Source organism: Hylemonella gracilis (assembly GCF_004328645.1).
GTDB classification, from domain to species: domain Bacteria; phylum Pseudomonadota; class Gammaproteobacteria; order Burkholderiales; family Burkholderiaceae_C; genus Hylemonella; species Hylemonella gracilis_B.
The window spans coordinates 81,679-100,381 of record NZ_CP031395.1 but is presented as its reverse complement, the minus strand read 5'-3'; the positions used below and the strand labels follow the sequence as shown (position 1 = coordinate 100,381).

At 66.1% G+C, this 18,703-nt stretch carries 15 protein-coding genes; 9 read left to right on the top strand and 6 right to left on the bottom strand.

Features of this window, described 5'->3' with window-relative positions; translation table 11 throughout:
* Position 1: 1 nt before the first annotated feature.
* Positions 2-2,089 carry a hydantoinase/oxoprolinase family protein gene (locus tag DW355_RS00445; RefSeq protein WP_131276894.1) on the bottom strand — a complete coding sequence of 696 codons (2,088 nt, stop codon included), beginning with the start codon at positions 2,087-2,089 and terminating at the stop codon, positions 2-4.
* Positions 2,090-2,096: 7 nt separating this feature from the next.
* Positions 2,097-2,951, bottom strand: a complete 855-nt coding sequence (locus DW355_RS00440; RefSeq protein ID WP_131276892.1) for a fumarylacetoacetate hydrolase family protein — start codon at positions 2,949-2,951, stop codon at positions 2,097-2,099.
* A 135-nt stretch (positions 2,952-3,086) separates the two neighbouring features.
* On the opposite strand from DW355_RS00440, the gene DW355_RS00435 reads away from it, so the two are divergent.
* Positions 3,087-4,031, top strand: a complete 945-nt coding sequence (locus DW355_RS00435; protein ID WP_131276887.1) for a LysR family transcriptional regulator — start codon at positions 3,087-3,089, stop codon at positions 4,029-4,031.
* On the opposite strand, the gene DW355_RS00430 is transcribed toward DW355_RS00435, so the two are convergent.
* Positions 4,019-6,004 (bottom strand): methyl-accepting chemotaxis protein, encoded by a 1,986-nt coding sequence (locus DW355_RS00430; protein ID WP_278249370.1) that lies wholly within the window; start codon positions 6,002-6,004, stop codon positions 4,019-4,021. The two genes, DW355_RS00435 and DW355_RS00430, sit on opposite strands and share 13 nt — an antisense overlap.
* A gap of 550 nt (positions 6,005-6,554) precedes the next feature.
* Here DW355_RS00430 and atzF point away from each other — a divergent pair.
* From atzF to DW355_RS00410, 4 genes are read left to right on the top strand one after another with little or no spacing between them, the layout of a single operon-like run.
* Positions 6,555-8,327 carry an allophanate hydrolase gene (atzF, locus tag DW355_RS00425; protein WP_242671263.1) on the top strand — a complete coding sequence of 591 codons (1,773 nt, stop codon included), beginning with the start codon at positions 6,555-6,557 and terminating at the stop codon, positions 8,325-8,327.
* 42 nt (positions 8,328-8,369) lie between these two features.
* Positions 8,370-9,389, top strand: coding sequence for an ABC transporter substrate-binding protein (locus tag DW355_RS00420; protein ID WP_131276884.1), 1,020 nt, complete (start codon positions 8,370-8,372; stop codon positions 9,387-9,389).
* Between the two features lie 5 nt (positions 9,390-9,394).
* Complete coding sequence (locus DW355_RS00415; protein WP_131276881.1) at positions 9,395-10,234, top strand: ABC transporter permease; 840 nt, start codon at positions 9,395-9,397, stop codon at positions 10,232-10,234.
* Positions 10,231-11,052 (top strand): ABC transporter ATP-binding protein, encoded by an 822-nt coding sequence (locus tag DW355_RS00410; RefSeq protein WP_131276878.1) that lies wholly within the window; start codon positions 10,231-10,233, stop codon positions 11,050-11,052. Before DW355_RS00415 ends, DW355_RS00410 begins: the two co-directional genes overlap by 4 nt.
* Positions 11,053-11,086: 34 nt before the next feature.
* On the opposite strand, the gene DW355_RS00405 is transcribed toward DW355_RS00410, so the two are convergent.
* The 3 genes from DW355_RS00405 to DW355_RS00395 are packed head-to-tail and all read right to left on the bottom strand — an operon-like array spanning position 11,087 to position 13,823.
* On the bottom strand, positions 11,087-11,791 hold the full coding sequence (locus tag DW355_RS00405) for a TetR/AcrR family transcriptional regulator (protein ID WP_131276875.1): 705 nt from the start codon (positions 11,789-11,791) through the stop codon (positions 11,087-11,089).
* Positions 11,788-13,023: an amidase gene (locus DW355_RS00400; RefSeq protein WP_131282095.1), complete on the bottom strand. Its 1,236-nt coding sequence runs from the start codon at positions 13,021-13,023 to the stop codon at positions 11,788-11,790. Before DW355_RS00400 ends, DW355_RS00405 begins: the two co-directional genes overlap by 4 nt.
* Positions 13,024-13,025: 2 nt before the next feature.
* Positions 13,026-13,823 (bottom strand): cysteine hydrolase, encoded by a 798-nt coding sequence (locus tag DW355_RS00395; RefSeq protein WP_131276872.1) that lies wholly within the window; start codon positions 13,821-13,823, stop codon positions 13,026-13,028.
* A 234-nt stretch (positions 13,824-14,057) separates the two neighbouring features.
* Between DW355_RS00395 and DW355_RS00390 the strand changes: the two genes are divergently transcribed.
* From DW355_RS00390 to DW355_RS00375, 4 genes are read left to right on the top strand one after another with little or no spacing between them, the layout of a single operon-like run.
* Complete coding sequence (locus DW355_RS00390; protein ID WP_131276869.1) at positions 14,058-15,035, top strand: BMP family protein; 978 nt, start codon at positions 14,058-14,060, stop codon at positions 15,033-15,035.
* A 3-nt stretch (positions 15,036-15,038) separates the two neighbouring features.
* Positions 15,039-16,682: an ABC transporter ATP-binding protein gene (locus DW355_RS00385; protein ID WP_207388052.1), complete on the top strand. Its 1,644-nt coding sequence runs from the start codon at positions 15,039-15,041 to the stop codon at positions 16,680-16,682.
* Positions 16,679-17,761 (top strand): ABC transporter permease, encoded by a 1,083-nt coding sequence (locus DW355_RS00380; RefSeq protein WP_131276866.1) that lies wholly within the window; start codon positions 16,679-16,681, stop codon positions 17,759-17,761. The genes DW355_RS00385 and DW355_RS00380 overlap by 4 nt, the downstream gene beginning before the upstream one ends.
* 10 nt (positions 17,762-17,771) lie before the next feature.
* Complete coding sequence (locus tag DW355_RS00375) at positions 17,772-18,695, top strand: ABC transporter permease (protein WP_207388051.1); 924 nt, start codon at positions 17,772-17,774, stop codon at positions 18,693-18,695.
* Positions 18,696-18,703 lie beyond the last annotated feature (8 nt).

Genomic DNA, 18,703 nt, shown 5'->3' with positions numbered 1-18,703 from the left:
TTCATGTTCGTTCGCTCCCGATGGTGATCTGCAGGTTCCCAAGTTCGTCCATGGCCAAGGAGTCTCCAGGTTGAACCACCGTGGTGGAGGCGTGTTCTTCAATCAGGGCGGGGCCTGCGATGCGGTTGCCGGCCCGCAGGTGATCCCGGACATAAACGGGTGTGTCGATCCATCCCGTCGCGCGGAAATACACCGATTTGGTGGCCCGCACCGCATGGGGCAGGGGTGTGGCGGTTCCCTGTTCCACGCTGTGCCGGGGTGGTTTTTTCATCGTGCCCAGGACGGTGACCCGCAGGCTGACCAGATCCGCTGGCTCCTTGGGCGCGGACGTGCCGTAGCGCACCTTGTGCAACTCGTCGAACTGCTGTTTGATGGCGGCGCGGTCTTTGGCGGCGAAGAAGGCCTGCGGCAATTCCACCGTCACGGCGTGTTCCTGGCCGACATAGCGCATATCAGCGGCGCGTTCGATGACCACGCCTTCGGGTTTCACGCCCGACTGGGCCAGGGCGGCAAGGCCTTCGTCTTCCATGGACTGGTATGCGGCCTCGATCTCCTCGAAGGAGACCTCATTGAGCTTGCGAAAGACCGAGCGCACGTAGTCATAGCGCAGATCGGAGAACAGCATGCCGTAGGCCGAGAAGTAGCCTGGTGCATAGGGAATCAAGACCTTGCGGATGCCGAGCTCCCGCGCAATGGCCGACGCGTGCAAGGGACCGGCCCCACCATAGACCACCATGGTGAAGTTGCCCGCATCCAGGCCCCGTTCCGTGGTCACGGCCTTCACGGCGTGCGACATCTGCGTCACCGCGATGCGCAGGATGCCATCGGCGGCCTCGGTCGGGTCCAGCCCCAGCGGGCTGGCCACCCGTTCCAGCATCTGGCGTCGGCATCCTTCGAGGTCCAGCTTGAGTTCCCCGCCCAGGAAATGATCCGCGTCCAGGCGGCCGAGCAGGAGATTGGCGTCCGTGACCGTGGGGTTCTGGCCCCCGCGCCCGTAGGCGACCGGTCCCGGTATGGAGCCGGCACTCTGTGGGCCGACGCGCAGCGCCTGCCCGGTTTCGACACGCGCGATCGATCCTCCTCCGGTCCCGACTTCATGGATGTCCATCATCGGAATCTGGATGGGCAGCGCTCGTTCGTAGCCGCCGATCAGGGCCGAGCCCGTGGTGAGCGGTCGCCCCTCGCTGATCACCCCCGCCTTGGCGGTGGTTCCTCCCATGTCGAAGGCGATGGCGTCGCCCATCCCCAATTGCGCGCAGATGGCCTGCGCGCCGATCACCCCGGCCGCGGGACCGGATTCGAGCATGCGCACGCAACCCACCTTGGCATGTTCAACCGGGAACAGGCCCCCCGTGGACTGCACGATGTAGAAGTCGCCCTCGAAACCCTCGCCACCCAGGTGCCGCTGCAACTGGCCCAGGTATTCGCTCACCCGGGGGCCGACGTAGGCATTGGCGACCGCCGTGGACACGCGTTCGAACTCGCGGTATTCCTGGGACAGCTCATGCGAGGCGCAGACAAAGGCCCCCGGCAGTTCTTCTTGCAGAATTTGCTTGACCCGCTGTTCGTGCGCCGGGTTGCGGTAGGAGTGCAGCAGCAACACGGCCACGGCCTCGATGTTCTGGCCCTTGAGCTCGCGTGCGAGTTCGCGCACGGCGGCTTCGTCCAGCGGCTTGTGGATGCTGCCATCGGCGCGCAGGCGCTCCGTGACTTCATGACGCAGCGAGCGCTTGACCAGGGGCTGGTGCTTGTTGAAGAAGAGGTTGTAGGCATCGGGCCGGTTCACGCGGCCGATTTCGTAGATGTCGCGAAATCCCTCGGTGATCAGCAAGGCAGTCTTGGCCCCGTTGCGTTCCAGCAAGGTATTGATGGCGATGGTTGAGCCATGCAGGAACAGGTGCCCGTCGCGCCAGTCGATGTGGGCGCTGTTGATGGTGTCCTGAATGCCGTTGACGAGTTCGCCATGCGTGGACAGGGCCTTGCCGAACAGCAGTTTCCCGCTGGTTTCGTCAAACGCGGCCATGTCGGTGAAGGTGCCGCCGATGTCGACGGCGATGCGCAAGGACTTCGTGGGTGCGGAAGTGCTCATGGCGTGTTCAGACCTCGTCGGTGACGACGTTGCGCAGAACGCCCAAGCCGGTGATCTCGATTTCGATCACGTCACCGGCCACCATGTAGACCGGTGGGTCGCGGCGATCCCCAACGCCGCCGGGCGTGCCGGTGGCGATCACGTCACCGGCCGACAGTGGCGTGAAGCCCGACAGGTATTCGATGATGACGGGCAGGGTGTAGATCAGGTCAGCCAGGGAGGCTTGCTGCATCACCTGTCCATTCAGGCGCGAGGCGATCGTCAGCCGGTTGACATCGGGGATTTCGCGCGGGGTGGCCATGTAGGGCCCGAAAGGCCCGGTGGCCGGGAAGTTCTTGCCCGGTGTCCATTGATGGGTGTGGCGCTGCCAGTCGCGCGCGGTGCCGTCGTTGAAGCAGGCGTAGCCGGCGATGTGTTCAAACGCCCGGGCCTGGGGGATGGCGCGCCCGCCCTTGCCGATGATGACGGCCAGTTCCGCCTCGAAGTCAAAGCGCTGGGTCGCCTTGGGCTTGGGCATGGGGGCGCCATGCGCCAGCAGGCTGTCGGCGTAGCGCGTGAAGATCGCCGGGTATTCACTGTCGGGGCGCTTGGTCTCGGCGACGTGCGACTTGTAGTTCAAGCCGACGCACAGAATCTTGCCGGGATTGGGGATGACCGGCAGCAGGCGGGCCCGACCCGCGGACACGGTGCGTCCCGAAGCGCGCGCCACGCGGTCCAGTTCGTCCAGCCGATCGGCGGCAATCACGGACTTGAGGTCGGGGTACCGGGCTTCAAAGTCCGCTGGCGCCTGGATCCAGCTCTGCTCATCCTTCCAAACACCGTAGCTCGCACGGCCCTCGATCTCAAAACTCACGAAACTCATGGTCTGTTTTCCTTGTTGCCACCTTGCGGTGCCTGGGTTGTCCATGGAGGGGCAGTCTAGGAATGCTCGAGCCATCTGCATAGAATGCAGTCGGAGATTTCAGAAATGCCTGATCAGGCATAACAGGGCGTGCAAATGCAGTTTCAGATTCAGGATTTCCGTCTGTTCCTGGAGGTGGCCGAACTGGGGAGCTTCACCAAAGTCGCTGCGCGGCGCCAGACGGTCCAGTCACACATCAGCCGCCAGATCAGCGAGCTTGAAAAGGCGTGCGGAAGTCCCTTGTTCCGGCGCACCGGCCGAGGCGTGGCCTTGACCGAATTCGGACAGCATGTCGAGCGACGGGTCAGGCTCTGGCTGAATGGCTGTGACGAGCTGTTCGCGGAGATCCGGCAAACGTCCACCGTGCCCATGGGGGAGGTGCGTATCGGCATCCTGCCGTCGGTGGCGCACCCCTTGATGAGCCATGTGTTCAATCGCTTGAGACTCGACTATCCCAGGATCGTGCTCAATGTGCGCGAGGGGCAGGGCGGGGAGCTGGATGCCATGCTCGATACGGGTGGCGTGGACATGGCCATCCTGTTCCGGTTCGACAATCCGCGCAGCCAAGATGAAATCTTGCTGGCGACGGCGGACACGTACCTGGTGTCCAGTCCGGGCGCGGTCCGCACACAGGGGGAAACCGTGGCTTTCAAGATGCTTGAAAACCTGCCGCTGGTGTTGCCGCGACGCCCCGCGCATTGGCGGTCCATCCTCGACGAAACAGCCCGCAGTCAGGGCTTTCATCTGCAGGCGGTGATCGATGCGGATTCCCTGCGTCTCCAGAAGCAGGTTCTGATCGACAACCCGAACCTGTATGCGTTGCTCGGACCTTTCTCCATCGACGAGGAGTTGCGCCAGGGCAAGCTGCAGGCGGCCAAGCTGGTGGCGCCCGATCTCAAGCGGTATGTCACCCTGGCCCATCCGAAGTGGGGACAACTGACCCAGGCCAGCCGCATCGTCTCGCAGTTGATCTGTGAGACGGTGCAGACGTGGGGCGGTCGGATGAAGCCACTTGCGCCCGCCGACACTCAAGTCCCGTGACCGACGCGGCTCCTGTGGGCTCCGGCGTCGGAACTGCCGCGCCGGTGCGGCATCGCTGCATCGCTGCAAACTGCGCCGCTTCGCGGAAACGGCCTTCCCGTGGCCCGACACGGCGACAAGGCCGGCGCGTGCCATGGGGGCTCAGAAGGTCTCCCAGTCCCCGTCATTCGCCTTGGCGCCCCCGTGGGCGCTGCCGAGGGCAGAGCCTTGGCTGGTTCCTGCGCCGTTGGCTTGGTGGCGGCCGGTTTGCCGCCGGCAGTGCCAAGGCTGGCATGCGGGCCGGCTTTGGGGGCGGGCCTGGCGCGCTGCTGTGTGCCGGTCGCCCGCGTGCCGGGTGCCGCCGCGGCTGCGGTCGGTGCGTGGCTGTGCTGTGCCGCTGGCGCCGGGCCCAGGGTCGGCCGCGCGGCCTGGTCGGACAACTTGAAGATGGCCACGGCCTGCACCAGCTCGCCCGCCTGCCCCTTGAGGCTGTTGGCCGCCGCAGCCATCTCTTCCACCAGGGCCGCGTTCTGCTGGGTCACCTGGTCCATCTGCTGCACCGCCTCGCCGATCTGCGCGACGCCCTGGCTCTGCTCGGTGCTGGCTGCGCTGATGTCGCCCACGATGTCCGTCACGCGCTTGATGCTGTTGACCACTTCCTGCATGGTGTTGCCCGCCTGGTCCACCAGGGTGGTACCGGCTTCGACCCGGTGCACGCTGTCGCTGATCAGTATCTTGATTTCCTTGGCTGCTTCCGCGCTGCGACCTGCCAGCGAGCGCACTTCGCTGGCCACCACGGCGAAGCCGCGGCCCTGTTCACCCGCGCGCGCCGCCTCGACCGCCGCGTTCAGCGCCAGGATGTTGGTCTGGAAGGCGATGCCGTCGATCACGCTGATGATGTCGGCGATTTTTCTGCTCGCCTCGCTGATGCCGCGCATGGTGTCGACCACCTGGGACACCACTTCGCCACCCTGCACGGCGACCGAGGACGCGTTCTGTGCAAGCTGATTCGCCTGGCGCGCGTTGTCGGCGTTCTGCGTGACGGTGGAGGAGAGCTCTTCCATCGAGGCGGCTGTTTCCTCCAGCGCACTGGCCTGGCTTTCGGTGCGCGCGCTCAGGTCCTGGTTGCCCTGGGCGATCTCGGCGCTGGCGGTCGCCACTGACTCGGAGCCGACACGCACCGTGCTGACCACCTTGGACAGGCTTTCCTGCATGTGGGACAGGGAACGGAGCAATTGAGCGGTTTCGTCCTTGCCCTCGGTCGAGACCCGGGCGGAGAGGTCACCGGCGGCCACGGTTTCCGCCAACGCTACGGCCTGACCGATCGGCACGGTGATGGAACGGGTGATCACCAAAGCTGCGAAGACACCGAGGACGATTGCGACGATGGTGAGCGTGACAACGGTGGTCAAGGCTGCCTCGTAAACCGCCTTGGCACGTTCTTCGGCGTCGTCGCTGGCCTTGTATTCAAAGTCAACCAGCTCGTCCAGCGCGGCCTGCCAGTCGCGCTGGGCGGGCAGGGCCTCGCGTGTCAGCAACTGGGTGGCTTCCTGATTTTTATTGGCCAGGCCAAGTTCCACGACCTTGTCGATGATGGTTTCAGCACGGGTTTTGACGCTCCTGGTTTTGGCGAGTACGTCCTTCTCGACCTTAGCCGTACTCGCTAGGCTTTCGAACATCTTGGCCAGTTCTCCCTCCTTCTTGGCGTAAGAGGCCCGGGTGTCGAGCAAGCTCTTGTGTGCAGCGCGCATGCCCGCTTCTTCGGTCTGGAGCACGACGTCACGCGCCAGCGCGCCGATATGCGTGATGGTCTCGCTCATGTCCTCGGTCAGCTTGACTTTCTCGTTGTTCTCATCGGTGATGGCTTGCAGTTCGCTGTAGACCCGAGCCATGCGGCTGATGCTCAGCAGCGAAACGACCGCAAGCAAGACCAGGATCAGACCGAATCCCAGGCCAAGCCTGGCGCCAATGCGCATATTCTTCAAATAGTTCACGATGTTTCCTCGAGATGGTTTTCGGGCGAATTCCAAGGCAGATACGGGGTCGGCGCAGGTTCAAGCGCAACGACATCGGAGACGGCGACAGTGACCACGCCATCCGATGGCGGACCAATGTGCTGGAGGGGGATGGGCCGATTGGCCACAAGACGGTGCCCGCGAGCCTGGGCGGCAAAACCGGTCTTTCGACGAGGGACCGGTGAAATTCGGGCCCGGGGTTTCGCGTTCTCGGTTGGCGACTACCTTGGCGTGCGACACCGAAAGACTCCTTGTGGCTGCTGAATGCAAGGTTTCCTGAGTGGAAAGGAAACCGGAATGGACCATCGGTATGTCTGCAGGAGACTTTACCGAGCGATGCACTCGGGCAGTGCGGCGGATTCTTACATTCTTCAGCTTAGGTTGGCCATATCGTGAAAATTTCACTTTTCAGAATGGCAAACACCTCCCGGTTTGTCTCAGACAAGTTCTTGCCCTGAGGTAGATCTTGATGGTCGGCCTTGGCACGCATGTTGCATGTTTTCTTGTATACAAGATAAATTGCGACAACATGGTGCAAGCTCCCATTCAAGGCCGTTCCACTGCCCAGTTTCCTGCGAGCGCGAGTGCCGAAAGCCCACGGGCCTGGATCGCGCGCTGTGCTCCCCCTCTGTCCGGGGCGGGCGTGGGGGGCTTGCAGCCACTCGCCGGCCTGCGCTTCGCGGCCAAGGACAACATCGATGCGGCGGGCCTGCGCACCACGGCGGCCTGCGAGGCCTTTGCCTATGCCCCCGCGGTGAACGCGACGGTGGTCCAAAAGCTGCTCGATGCCGGTGCGGCGCTGGCGGGCAAGACCAATCTGGATCAGTTCGCCTGCGGCCTGAATGGCACGCGTTCGCCCTGGGGCGCAGTGCCCAATGCCTTTGATCCGGCGTATGTGTCCGGAGGCTCCAGTTCCGGTTCCGCCTATGTGGTGGCTACCGGGCAGGTGGATTTCGCCCTGGGCACCGACACGGCCGGCTCGGGCCGGGTGCCGGCCGGTCTGAACAACATCGTCGGACTCAAGCCGTCCAAGGGCCTGATCAGCGCACGGGGCGTGGTGCCGGCCGCGCAGAGCGTGGACTGCGTCTCTATCTTCGCGCGCAGCGTGGGACTGGCCGCGCAGGTGCTGGACGCGGCGCGCGGCTACGACGCCGAGGACCCGTATTCACGCGCGCTGACCCTGGCGGATCGGCCGTTCCCCAAGACCTTCCGCTTCGGCGTGCCCGATGCGCTGGAATTTTTTGGCGACACGCTGGCCGAGGCCGAATTTGACCGGGCGCGTGCGCGTCTGCGTGAATTGGGCGGCGTGGAGGTGCGTTTCTCCTACCGGTCTTTCGCCGAATCGGCGGCGCTTCTGTATGAAAGCGCCCTGGTGGCCGAACGCTACGCCGCCATCCGCGACTTCTTCGACGCGCATGAGGTGGATGTGATGGCGCCCGTGCGCGGCATCATCGCCCAGGGGCGGGCCTACGACGCCGCCGACCTCTGCGCCGCGCAGACCCGGCTGCGGGCCTTGGCCCAGCAAGCCGCCGCACAGTGGCAAGCGGCTGGGGGGCAAGGCATGGACCTCATGCTCGTGCCGACCGCACCCACGCACTACACCATCGCGCAGATGCAGGCCGACCCGGTGGTGCTCAACCGCAACCTGGGCGCCTACACCAACTTCGTCAACCTGCTGGACTACGCGGCGCTGTCCGTGCCCAGCAGCATCCGGCCCGATGGCCTGCCCTTCGGCATCACCCTGATCGGCCCCTGCGGCAGCGACTGGCAACTGGCCGAACTGGGCCAGCGCTACCACCACGCGACGGGGCTGACGCAAGGGGCGACGGGCGAGCCCTTGCCCGCGCCGTTGCCGATCCCTGGCCTCAGGTCCCCATCGGCGGCCCCGTCCACCGTGCGCGTGGCGGTCGTGGGTGCCCACCTCTCGGGCATGCCCCTCAACACACAACTCACCGAGCGTGGCGCCCGCTTGCTGGCGCAGACCACGACCGCGCCGCACTACCGGCTCTACGCCTTGCCGGGCACCGTGCCGCCCAAGCCCGGGCTGCAGCGTGTGGCCGAGGGGCTGGGCGCGCGCATCGCGGTCGAGGTCTGGGAGATGCCGATCGAACACTACGGCTCCTTCGTCGCGCTGGTGCCCGCGCCCTTGGGCATAGGCACGTTGGCGCTGGAGGGCGGCGGCAATGTGCAGGGCTTTCTCTGCGAGGCACTCGCCCTGGACGGTGCCCTGGACATCACGGCCCACGGCGGTTGGCGCGCCTACCTCTCGGCGCAAGCCGCGCAGTCCCAGCCGCGGGCCTGAAACATGCATACCTCTCTTCAACCCACTGTGCAGGAGCCTTCCATGAAAGACAGCCACCTCTCCGTCCCGTCCTCCGCCGCCACCACGCGCCGCAAGCTTGTGCAGGCAGGTGGTGCCGCCGCCCTGCTGGGGGTGCTGGGAGCACCGGCCCTGGTCCGCGCGCAAAGCGGCCCCAAGATCCGCATCGGCTACTGGCCCATCGCCGCCGGCCTGCCTTTCTACGCGGCCATCGAACGTGGTTTCTTCAAGGAAGCCGGTCTGGACGTGGAGGCCCTGCGTTTCGCGGGGGCCCAGCAGGTGATGGAAGCCGTGTTGTCTGACCGTGCCGACGGCACGGCCAACGGCACGGGCTCGGCCAACATCGCCATTGGCGAGCTGGCTCAGCCAGGCACGTTCAAGATCTTCTGCTCCAACCCCAGCAACGCCAAGAATGTGCTGGACCAGGTGCTGGTGCCCAAGGACAGCCCGGCCAAGACCATCGCCGACCTCAAGGGCAAGCGCGTGGCCTCGGGCCCTGGCATCCAGAACGTGACTCTGGCCAAGACGGTGTTTGAACGGGGTGGTGCCACGGGCGTGACCGTGGTGGAGCTGCCCATCGGCCAGCACGTGGCCGCGCTCGCGGCTGGCCAGGTCGATGGCTGCTACACGCTGGAGCCCACGGGCACCATCGGCCGTTTGAACGGAACGACCCGCATGCTGGAAGCGGGCGTGATCGCCAAGTACGTGCTGGGTGATCCCCTGGCACCCTGGTTCGGTGGCTCGGCCTCCTTGTCCTCGGCCTTCATCAAGAAGTACCCTGCGGAGGCCAAGAAATTCATCGCGGCCTATGGCAAGGGGGTGCAGTTCGTGCGCAGCCAGGCCGTCGAGGCGCGCCAATACCTCAAGGGTTACACCGCCATCGAGGGCACCTTGACGGGTGAAGTGCCCCTGGCCGCGTACACCATGTACAACGAATTCACACCGGCCGACGTGGCGCACTTCCAGAAGTTTTTCGACCTGTTCGCCGAGAAGGGCATCTTCTCCTCGCGCCTCATGGTCGACAGCATGCTTTACAAGGGCTGAAGACCATGACGGACTCCACCTCCGCCGGTGGCCAGCGGTCTGCCAGCCCTTGGGCCCAGGCCGTTGGCGGGGCGCCTGCCGTGCCGCGCAAACGAAACTGGGCCAAGGCCTTGCCCTTCATCGGCCCGGCCTTGCTCTTCATCGTCTGGGACCTGGTGGTGCGCTTTGGCCTGGTCAAGCCCATCCTGCTGCCGCCGCCGGCTGCCACCGTCAGCACCTTGCTCAACGGCCTGGCCGGGGGGCCGTTGCTGACGGACTTCGCCGTCACGCTGTGGCGGACCGCGCAGGCTTTTCTGATCGCTGCGGTGGTCGGGGTGCCCCTGGGCGTGGTGCTGGGCAGCGCCGAGAAGGCCTACCGCAGCGTGGAGTTCCTGATCGACTTCTTCCGTTCCACGCCGTCCTCGGCGCTGATCCCGCTGTTCCTGATGATCTTCGGCGTGTCCGACATCAACAAGGTGGCCATCGCGGCCTTCGGCGCGTTGCTGATCGTGGTGTTCAACAGTGCCTATGGCGTGATCAACGCCCGCAAGCAGCGCGTGATGGCGGCCAAGGTGATGGGCGCCTCGCGCTGGCAGATTTTCAAGGACGTGCTGATCTGGGAAAGCCTGCAACCCAGCTTCGTGGGCTTGCGCTCGGCCGTGTCCATGGCCCTGGTCATCGTGATCGTGGCCGAGATGTTCATCGGTTCCGACAGCGGCCTGGGCAACCGCATCATCAATTCGCAGCAGGTCATGAACGTGCGCGACATGTACGCGTCCATCCTGGCTGCCGGGGTGCTGGGCTACGTGCTCAACATCCTGTTCCTGGTCATGGAGCGACGTATTGTTCACTGGAGCGGAAGATGAGTGAAGTCTTGAATGCACCCGTCATCGCGGACGTACCCGTGCCGCCTTTCCGGCCCGGCCCGGCCGGCACGCACATCACCATCCGTGGCCTGACGAAGTACTTCGCCGGTTGGCCGCTGTATGAGAACTTCGACCTCGACATTCCCAAGGGCAAGATCGTCTCGGTCTTCGGGCCCAACGGTTGTGGCAAGTCCACGCTGATCAACATGATCGCGGGCCTGGTGCCCATCGACAGCGGTGAGATCCTGTTCGACGGCAAGTCGCTCAAGGACACCAAGATCGGCTACGTCTTCCAGAACTACCGCGAGGCCATGTTCCCCTGGATGCGCACCATCGACAACATCGCCTACCCGCTCAAGCTCGAAGGCCAGAGCAAGGCCGAGGTGGACCGCCGCATGCAGGAATTGGTGGCCAGTTTCGACGTCAAGTTCGACCTGAACCGCTACCCCTACGAACTCTCGGGCGGGCAGCAGCAGACCGCGTCCATCATGCGCGCGCTGGCGCCCAAGCCCGAGGTGCTGTTCCTGGACGAGCCCTTCTCGGCGCTGGATTTCGAGATGACGCTGTTCATCCGCGAGAAACTGCAAGAGGTTTTCATGCAGACCGGCACCACCATGCTGTTGGTCTCGCACGACCTGGAGGAGGCGGTGTACCTGGCCGACCAGGTGCTGCTGCTGACCAAGCGCCCGACCCGGGTGGCCGAGATCCTGTCTTACGACGATCCGCGCCCGCGCACGGTCGAGACTCTGTCGGAAGCCAGCTTCGTCGCGACCAAGAAGAAGAGCCTGGAGATCTTCCAGCGCGAGGTGCGGCGTTAGCGCCCGAAGCCGTGCGGTTGCCGCCGGGGCAACTTCAGCCCGTTGGCGTCAGGTAGGCCTCGACCATGGCGCGACAAGTATTCAGGTTGGATTTCTGCCAACTGGGCTTGAGCAGGTCGCGCTTGAGGATGTGTGACAGCGTGTGGGCGTGCTGCCGACCGTAGTAGGCCAGGCCGGCCATGGCAATGTAAAGCTGTAGCGCGTCAATGTCCGCGCGCACTTCGCCCGTGGCCGCGCCGCGCGCCAGCAGCTGCCGGATGCGGCCGACCACGGGTGCCGCCATCTGAGGGATGCGTTCGGACAGCGACAGGTGCCGCGCCTCGTTCAGGTTCTCGAAGGCCAACAGCTTGCGCAGCTTGGGGTGATCGGCGAAGTGCTCGGCGATGAAATCGAAGGCGCGCAGCAGACCCTCCATGGGCGGCAGGTCGTCGGGGATGGCCTGCAGTTCAGCTTCGCGCAGCTCCGCCATCACCGTGTCCAGCACCTCCAGGTACAGACCGTCCTTGTCGCCGAAGTAGTGGTAGAGCATGCGGATGCTGGTGCCGGCCGCCTGCACGATGCGGTCGGTACGCGCGCCGCTGTAGCCATGGCTGGCGAACTCTTCGGTGGCGGCTTCCAGCAATCGCGCGCGGGTGCGCTCCGGATCACGGCGGATCGCGGGGCGGCTTATGGCCTGGCTGGGTACGCCGCGGGCTGCGGGGGGAGCGGCCGCGCGGCGCGGGGTAGGACGGGTGCTCAAGAGCGGTTTTCCTCGGGAGGCGACAGCGCAACGGCCAGGTCGAGCAGGCGCTCGTCATTGCCAGGCGCGGAGATGAAGGACAGGCCCACGGGCAGGCCTTCGGCTTGGCACAAAGGCAGGACGATCTGGGGCAGCCCGGCCAGTCCGGCCAGCGCGCCCAGGGCCAGCGCGTGGTCGTAGAAGGTCGTGCGTTCCTCGGCACCGGCCGTGCGCCGCAGGGCCACGGTGGGCGCGGCCGGAACCAGCCAGGCTTCGTCGGGGTCCAGCCGCGCGCGCAGCGCCTGTGTCGCTTGCTTGCGCCAGTCGCACCAGCGCGGCCCGATGGATTCATCCAACGCCAGCGCGCCCGCGAAACGCGGCGCGATCGCGGGGCCGAAGCGCGGGTGTCGCGCGCGGATCCAGGGGCCTAGGTGGGTGCGGATTTCCAAGCCCTGGAGTGTGGCATAGGCGGTCAGCCAATCACGCCAGGGCGGTGTGCCCTGCCCGCCTTGTGCGTCACGCGCGCCGCCATCGTCAAACGCCAGGCGTTCCTCTCGCAGGCCCGCGCGGCGAGCCCAGTCCAGCAAAGCCTCGCGCACCTCGGGCGAGGCCAGGTCGAGCGCGTCGCGCGCGATGCACAGCCGCAAGGGGGCATGGGTGGATGCGCCACCGCCGAGCAGCACTTGCCCCGCGCTGCGCAGCAGAGCAGCATCGCGCGCGAACCAGCCCACGGTATCCAGGCTGGGTGCGAAAGGCAGCACGCCGTCCAGAGGGATGCGCCCATGCGTGGGTCGCAGGGCGTGCAGGCCACAGAAGGCGGCGGGCACGCGCACGGAGCCCCCGGTGTCCGTGCCCAGGGCCAGGTCGGCCTCGCCCCAGGCTACCGCGACGGCGGAGCCGCTGGACGAACCGCCGGGCAGGAGTTCGGGGGCCCGCGGGTGGAGCGGCGTGCCGAAGAACGCGTTCTCGCCTTCCAGGCTGAAGGCCAGTTCATCCGTCACCGTCTTGCCGACGACGCGCACGCCCGCCGCGCGCAAGGTGGCCACGCAGGGTGCGTCCACCGCCGCCTCGGTCTGCGCGGCGGCCCAATCCGGGTTGCCGCCGCCGGTGATCGTCCCACCTACATCGATCAGGTCCTTGACGGCCAGACGCACACCGTCGAGCTGGCCGGATCCGGTCGGCGCGCGTTCCGCCCGAGGGCCAGGAACGAAGGCACCGGAAGAGCCGGGTGCGGGTCCGCTTGCGCCGTCCATGCTCACGCCGGCAGGGCGCGTAGCACCGCCGTGGAGTCGGTGACGAAGCCAAAGCATTTCTTGACGTTCCAGATCGTCGCCTCGGTGCAGAAGTAGGGCGAGCTGGTCGCGCAGCAGTCGCTGAGCATGACGCAGCCGTAACCCAGGAAGTTGGCGTCGGTCAGCGTGTGCAGCACGCATTGGTCGGTGTTGCAGCCGGCGAACAGGACGCTCTTGACACCCAGGTTGCGCAGGATGCTGTCCAGCGGCGTGTCCCAGAAGCCGCTGATGCGGTGCTTGTCCACCAGGTAGTCGCCATCGCGGGGCGTCAGCTCGTCGACGATGGCGGCGGGCCAGGAATCCTTTTGCAGAACGTGGCCCTTGCCATTGGGCAGTGGGTCGCCCAGGCCCACGCCGCTGCCGCTGTTCTTGTAGAGGTGGATCTGGTTGGGCGGCATGTTGGCCAGGTCCGGGCGGTTGCCCCAGTTCACCCAGATCACCGGCACGCCGGCCTGGCGCAGCGCCGGCAGCAGCGCCTGCAGCGGGGCGATGGGCGCGCGGTCGGCCTGGTAGTTGCCGCCGATGTGATCGACCCAGCCGCCCTCGGTGCAAAAGTCGTTTTGCAGGTCGATGATGACGATGGCCGTGCGGCGCAGGTCCAGCACCACGTTCTGGGGCTCGGCCGCGACGCGCGCGCGCACCGGCGCGGGCGGTTCCACCGACATGTCGACCTCGCGCTCGCTGGCCACCCAGTAGTACTGCGGGGCCAGGCCCAGGGCGTTGTCGGGGCGGGTGTCGGGAATGTAGGGATGAGGTTTCATGGGAACTCCTGCGATGAAGGACCAAAGGACACGACATGGGGCGCGGCCGCCGCGATTTGGTGCGATTCCTCGCGCACGCACCGCCCGCGCACCGTGAACGCCCCGAATCGCCGCCGCCCGGTCTTGAAAACCGGCGTTTCCAGGGCGCCCCTGCTGGCATCGTTATTGCAAGAGCCATGCCTGTAAGTAATCAATTAGTTACTTGCCGCAACCCATACGCTGAAAGGTCCTGTCATGGAAGCTTCCGTTTTCTCCCGTCGTGTGTACGCCCTGGGCGGCCTGCTGGCCGCTTTCCTGCTGGCCGTGCCGGCGCAAGCCGCCGATCCCGTGGCCGTCGGCATCCTGATTCCCGGCTCCAAGTCGGACAAGGGCTGGATGGAATCCGGCTATGACGGCCTGGCCGCCGCGCAGAAGGAGCTCGGCGCCAAGATCAAGGTGCAGATGATCGAGAACATCAACTATGCCGACATGGAGCAGGCGCTGACCAACCTGGCCAGCAAGAACGCGCTGGTGATCGGCGTGGGCGGTCAGACCCAGGCGGCGGTGCTCAAGGTGTCCAAGCGTTTCCCCAAGGTCAAGTTCTCCATCGTCGGCGGCAACAAGTCCGAGGAGATGGCCAATGTCGCTGGTTACGACGTGAAGCAGGCCGAGATCGCCTTCGTGGCCGGCGCGGCCGCCGCCATGCTGTCCAAGAACGGCGCCGTGAGCTACGTCGGCGGCATGGAGATCCCCTCCATCGTCAATGCCGGCAAGGAATTCGGCAACGGCGCCAAGTACATCAACCCCAAGATCAAGTATTTCGAGAACTACACGGGTGACTTCGACAACGTCGCCAAGTCCAAGGAGGCCACGCTGGCCGCCATCGCCCAGGGCGCGGACGTCCACTACCACATCCTCAACCTTGGCCTGCGCGGCATGGAGCAGGCGGCCAAGGAAAAAGGCACCAAGATCATCGGCAGCTACACCAACTACTGCGGCAGCGATCCGCTCTACGTGGCCTACAGCATCACGGGCGTGGGCTACCAGGTGCAATACGCGATCAAGGAAGTGGTTGCTGGCACCTGGAAGGCGGGCTACAAGCCGTTTGGTCTGGCCATGGGTTCCAAGGCGTCCGACATGGTGATTTGCGGCGGCACGGCCGAGCAGAAGGCCAAGCTCGAGCAGATCAAGAAGGACATCCAATCCGGCAAGATCAAGGTGCTGGAAGGCTGAGCCATGCAGGCCGGTTTGCCCAGCTCGAACAAGGCGTACGGCGGCGGGCGTGATGGCGACGGCGCGGTCCTGCTGCGCTTGGAGGGCCTGTCCAAGCGCTTCGGTGCGCTGCAGGCGCTGGGCGAGGTGTCGCTGGAACTCCACCCTGGCGAGGTTCACTGCCTGCTGGGCGAGAACGGCGCCGGCAAGTCCACGTTGTGCAACCTGGTCTTCGGCGTGCACCAGCCCGACACCGGTGGCATGACCTTGGCCGGTGCGCCTTACCAGCCGCGTTCGCCCGCCGACGCGTTGGCCCAGGGGATTGCCATGGTGCACCAGCATTTCAGCCTGGTGCCCGACATGACCGTGCTGGACAACCTGCTGTTGGGGCAGGCGAACGATGCAAGATGGGGCGTGCTCGACCGCAAGGCTGGCGCGGCGCGCATCCTGGCCATGCGCGAGCGTTACGGCCTGGAACTGGATCCGCAGGCACGGATCCAGGATCTGTCGGTGGGCGAGCGTCAGCGGGTGGAGATCGTCAAATGCCTGGCGCGTGAACCGCGCCTGCTGGTGCTGGACGAGCCCACGGCCGTACTGCTACCGGAGGAAATCAAGGCGCTGCTCGCGGTCTGCGAGCGCGTCGCGCAGCGGGGTTGCGGCGTTGTGCTCGTCACGCACAAGCTGGCTGAGATCCAGCAGGTCGCGCACCGGGCTACGGTGCTGCGTGCGGGTCGCGTGGTGGCGCGCTCGGAAGCACCCGCGCGCGAGATCGACGCGCTGGTGCATGCGATGATCCAGCGTTCGCTGCAAGCGGAAACGCCCGTCGCCACGCCGACACCGGACGCGGTGACCCAGGTCTTGGTTCCTGCGCGAGTCTCTCGGTTGCCGGGCCAGCCCGTGCCCGAGGCCGCATTGCACGCCGACGGGCTGACCGTGCGCGACGCCGATGGCGTGCTGCGCCTGGACAACTTCACCCTGCTGGTTGAACCCGGCGAGATCGTCGCGGTCGCGGGCGTGGAGGGCAATGGGCAAAGTGAATTGGGCGCCGTGCTCTCGGGCATGCTGACACCGACCGAAGGCCGGTATTTCATTCACGGGCAGGAGATGACGCGCGCCACGCCGCGCGCGTTGACCCGCGCCGGCTGCGGCGTCGTGCCCGAGGATCGGCATGCCCTGGCCTGCGTCACGGGCATGAGCGTCGCAGAGAACTTGCTGCTGGATCGTCTGCGTGGCTACCGCCGCTTCGGTCTGCTCGACCGATCGGCCATGCGCACCGCGGCGCTGGGCCTGATGCAGCGTTTCGACGTGCGCGCGGCCAGTCCGGACGTCGCTTTTGGCGGACTGTCGGGTGGCAACCAGCAGAAGGCCGTGCTGGCGCGCGAACTCACGCTCGAACCCTTGCGTTTCTTGCTGGCTGCGCAGCCGACGCGCGGTCTGGACGTGGGAGCGGTCGAGGCCGTCTACGGCCATATTCGCGCCGCCGCGGCGCGTGGCGTGGGCGTGTTGCTGATTTCGTCCGAGCTGGATGAGCTGCTGGCGGTGGCCCACCGGGTCGTGGTGCTCTACCGCGGACGTGTCATGGGCAGTTGTGCAACGGCCGGAGCCGACCGCGCGCGCATTGGTGCCTGGATGGCGGGCCATCGAGAAGAGGAAGAGGTGCTGGTATGAGCTGGAGGACCTCCCTGCTGATCCGCTTGCGGCCCAGTCCAGCCCTGCTGGTGTCGGCGGTGGCGGTGTTGCTGGCTTTCGGGATGGGCGCGCTGCTGATCGCCCTGATGGGTGTGCCGGTGGGCGAGGCCGTGGCGGCTTTCGCCGACGGTGCCTGGGGCTCGCCCTATGCCCTCGCGGCCTCGCTCAACCGCGCCCTGGTCTTCATGTTGGTGGGCCTGGGTTTCATCCTGGCCGAACGCGCCAACCTGACCAATGTCGGGGGAGAGGGCCAGATCGCGGTCGGAGGTATCGCGGCCACGGCCTTCGCGCTCTGGGCGCCCGTGGCGGGTCTGCCCTGGGGCCTGTCTTTTGTGGTGCCCCTGCTGGGTGCCTGCTTGGCGGGGGCGCTCTGGGGCGGCATCGCGGGGGTGCTCAAGGTCAAGGCCGGCACCAACGAGGTGATCGCGACGCTGCTCCTGTCATTCATCGCGATTTGGATGGTCTATGGCAGTGTGCAGTCCGAGAACCTGCTGCGCCGGCCCATGACGAGTTCGGCCACCTTGCCGGAGTCGCTTGAAATTTCAGAGGCCACGCAATTGCCGCTGCTGACGGGGGACGCGTCCATGCCGTTGCACGCGGGCCTGCTGCTGGGCATCGTGCTGGGCATCGTGGTTGCAGTCATTCTGCGGCGCACCGTGCTGGGTCTGCAACTGCAGGCCACAGGCCTGAACCCTCGCGCCGCGCGGCGCGCCGGCATGCCCATCGATCGGCTCACGATCGGCGTGCTCTGCGCTGCCGGGGCCTTTGGCGGGCTCGCTGGTGCCTGCATGTTGCAAGGTGAGCAGTACACGCTGAAGGCAGGATTTTCATCGGGCTATGGGTTTGACGGCCTGGTGGTCGGCTTGTTGGCGCGCGGTTCGGTGCCGGGCGTGATCGCCGGAGCCTTGCTGTTTGGCTTCTTGCGCTCGGGCGGCATCAATATGGAGATGGTGGCGCAGGTGCCTACGGCCCTGGTCGTGGTGATCCAGGGCCTGATCATCGTGACGCTGGCCGGTGCGGCCCTGGGCATCCAGCGCATGGAAGCCCGCAAACCATGAAAGGTCGCACATGATCGAACCCGAACTGGCCGCCGTCTTCATCGGCTCCAGCATCCGGCTGGCCGCGCCCCTGTTGCTCGCCGCCGCTGGTGAATACGTGAGCGAGCGCGCCGGCGTGCTCAACATGAGCGTCGAGGGCATGATGCTGGCGGGCGCCTTCGCGGGCGCCACCGCGTCCTGGTTGACCGGCTCGCCGCTGCTGGGCCTGCTGTTCGGCGTGCTATGCGTGCTGCCCATTGCCTGGCTGCAGGCCTTTCTGAGCATCACGCTGCGCGCCAATCAGATCGTTACCGGCATCGGCATCAACATCCTGATGCTGGGCGCGACCACGCTGGGGTACCGCGCCCTGTTTGGCAGCCGCTCGCGCGCCGAGATCCCGGGCCTGGACAAGTGGGCACCGCCGGGGCTGGCCGACGTGCCTTATCTGGGGGAGCATGTGTTCACCCAGACCTGGCTGTTGTATGCCACGCTGTTGCTGGTCGTGGGCATCGCCTGGGTCATGCGATCCACCGCCACGGGCCTGGCCGTGCACGCCGCCGGCATGTCGCCGCAGGCAGCCAGCCACTCGGGGCTCAAGGTCCGGCGCATCCGCTACGGCGCGGTGCTGTTCACCGGTTTCATGTCGGCGCTGGCCGGGTGTTTCCTGTCCATCGGCGACATCCACACCTTCACCGAAGGCATGACCAGCGGCGCCGGTTACCTGGCCATCGCGGCAGTGATCTTCGGCAACTGGAAGCTGGGCCGCACCTTGCTGGCCTGCGGTCTGTTCGGGGCGGCCACGGCCTTGCAATTCCAGTTGCCTGCCTTGGGCGTGCAGGTGCCCAGCGCCTTGCTGATCGCCTTGCCCTATGTGTTGGCGCTGCTGGCCGTGGGGGGGCTGGTCGGTCGCCAGGTCGCGCCGACGGCGCTCGCCCAACCCTATGCAGGCCGCTGAATGAGGGA

Excerpts from the sequence above, each read along its gene's own strand:
- atzF (WP_242671263.1), top strand. The coding sequence starts at position 6,555 with ATGGTGCAAGCTCCCATTCAAGGCCGTTCCACTGCCCAGTTTCCTGCG.
- DW355_RS00445 (WP_131276894.1), bottom strand. The coding sequence starts at position 2,089 with ATGAGCACTTCCGCACCCACGAAGTCCTTGCGCATCGCCGTCGACATC.
- DW355_RS00385 (WP_207388052.1), top strand. The coding sequence starts at position 15,039 with ATGCAGGCCGGTTTGCCCAGCTCGAACAAGGCGTACGGCGGCGGGCGT.
- DW355_RS00375 (WP_207388051.1), top strand. The coding sequence starts at position 17,772 with ATGATCGAACCCGAACTGGCCGCCGTCTTCATCGGCTCCAGCATCCGG.
- DW355_RS00410 (WP_131276878.1), top strand. The coding sequence starts at position 10,231 with ATGAGTGAAGTCTTGAATGCACCCGTCATCGCGGACGTACCCGTGCCG.
- DW355_RS00395 (WP_131276872.1), bottom strand. The coding sequence starts at position 13,823 with ATGAAACCTCATCCCTACATTCCCGACACCCGCCCCGACAACGCCCTG.
- DW355_RS00440 (WP_131276892.1), bottom strand. The coding sequence starts at position 2,951 with ATGAGTTTCGTGAGTTTTGAGATCGAGGGCCGTGCGAGCTACGGTGTT.
- DW355_RS00435 (WP_131276887.1), top strand. The coding sequence starts at position 3,087 with ATGCAGTTTCAGATTCAGGATTTCCGTCTGTTCCTGGAGGTGGCCGAA.
- DW355_RS00400 (WP_131282095.1), bottom strand. The coding sequence starts at position 13,023 with ATGGACGGCGCAAGCGGACCCGCACCCGGCTCTTCCGGTGCCTTCGTT.
- DW355_RS00390 (WP_131276869.1), top strand. The coding sequence starts at position 14,058 with ATGGAAGCTTCCGTTTTCTCCCGTCGTGTGTACGCCCTGGGCGGCCTG.
- DW355_RS00415 (WP_131276881.1), top strand. The coding sequence starts at position 9,395 with ATGACGGACTCCACCTCCGCCGGTGGCCAGCGGTCTGCCAGCCCTTGG.
- DW355_RS00380 (WP_131276866.1), top strand. The coding sequence starts at position 16,679 with ATGAGCTGGAGGACCTCCCTGCTGATCCGCTTGCGGCCCAGTCCAGCC.
- DW355_RS00420 (WP_131276884.1), top strand. The coding sequence starts at position 8,370 with ATGAAAGACAGCCACCTCTCCGTCCCGTCCTCCGCCGCCACCACGCGC.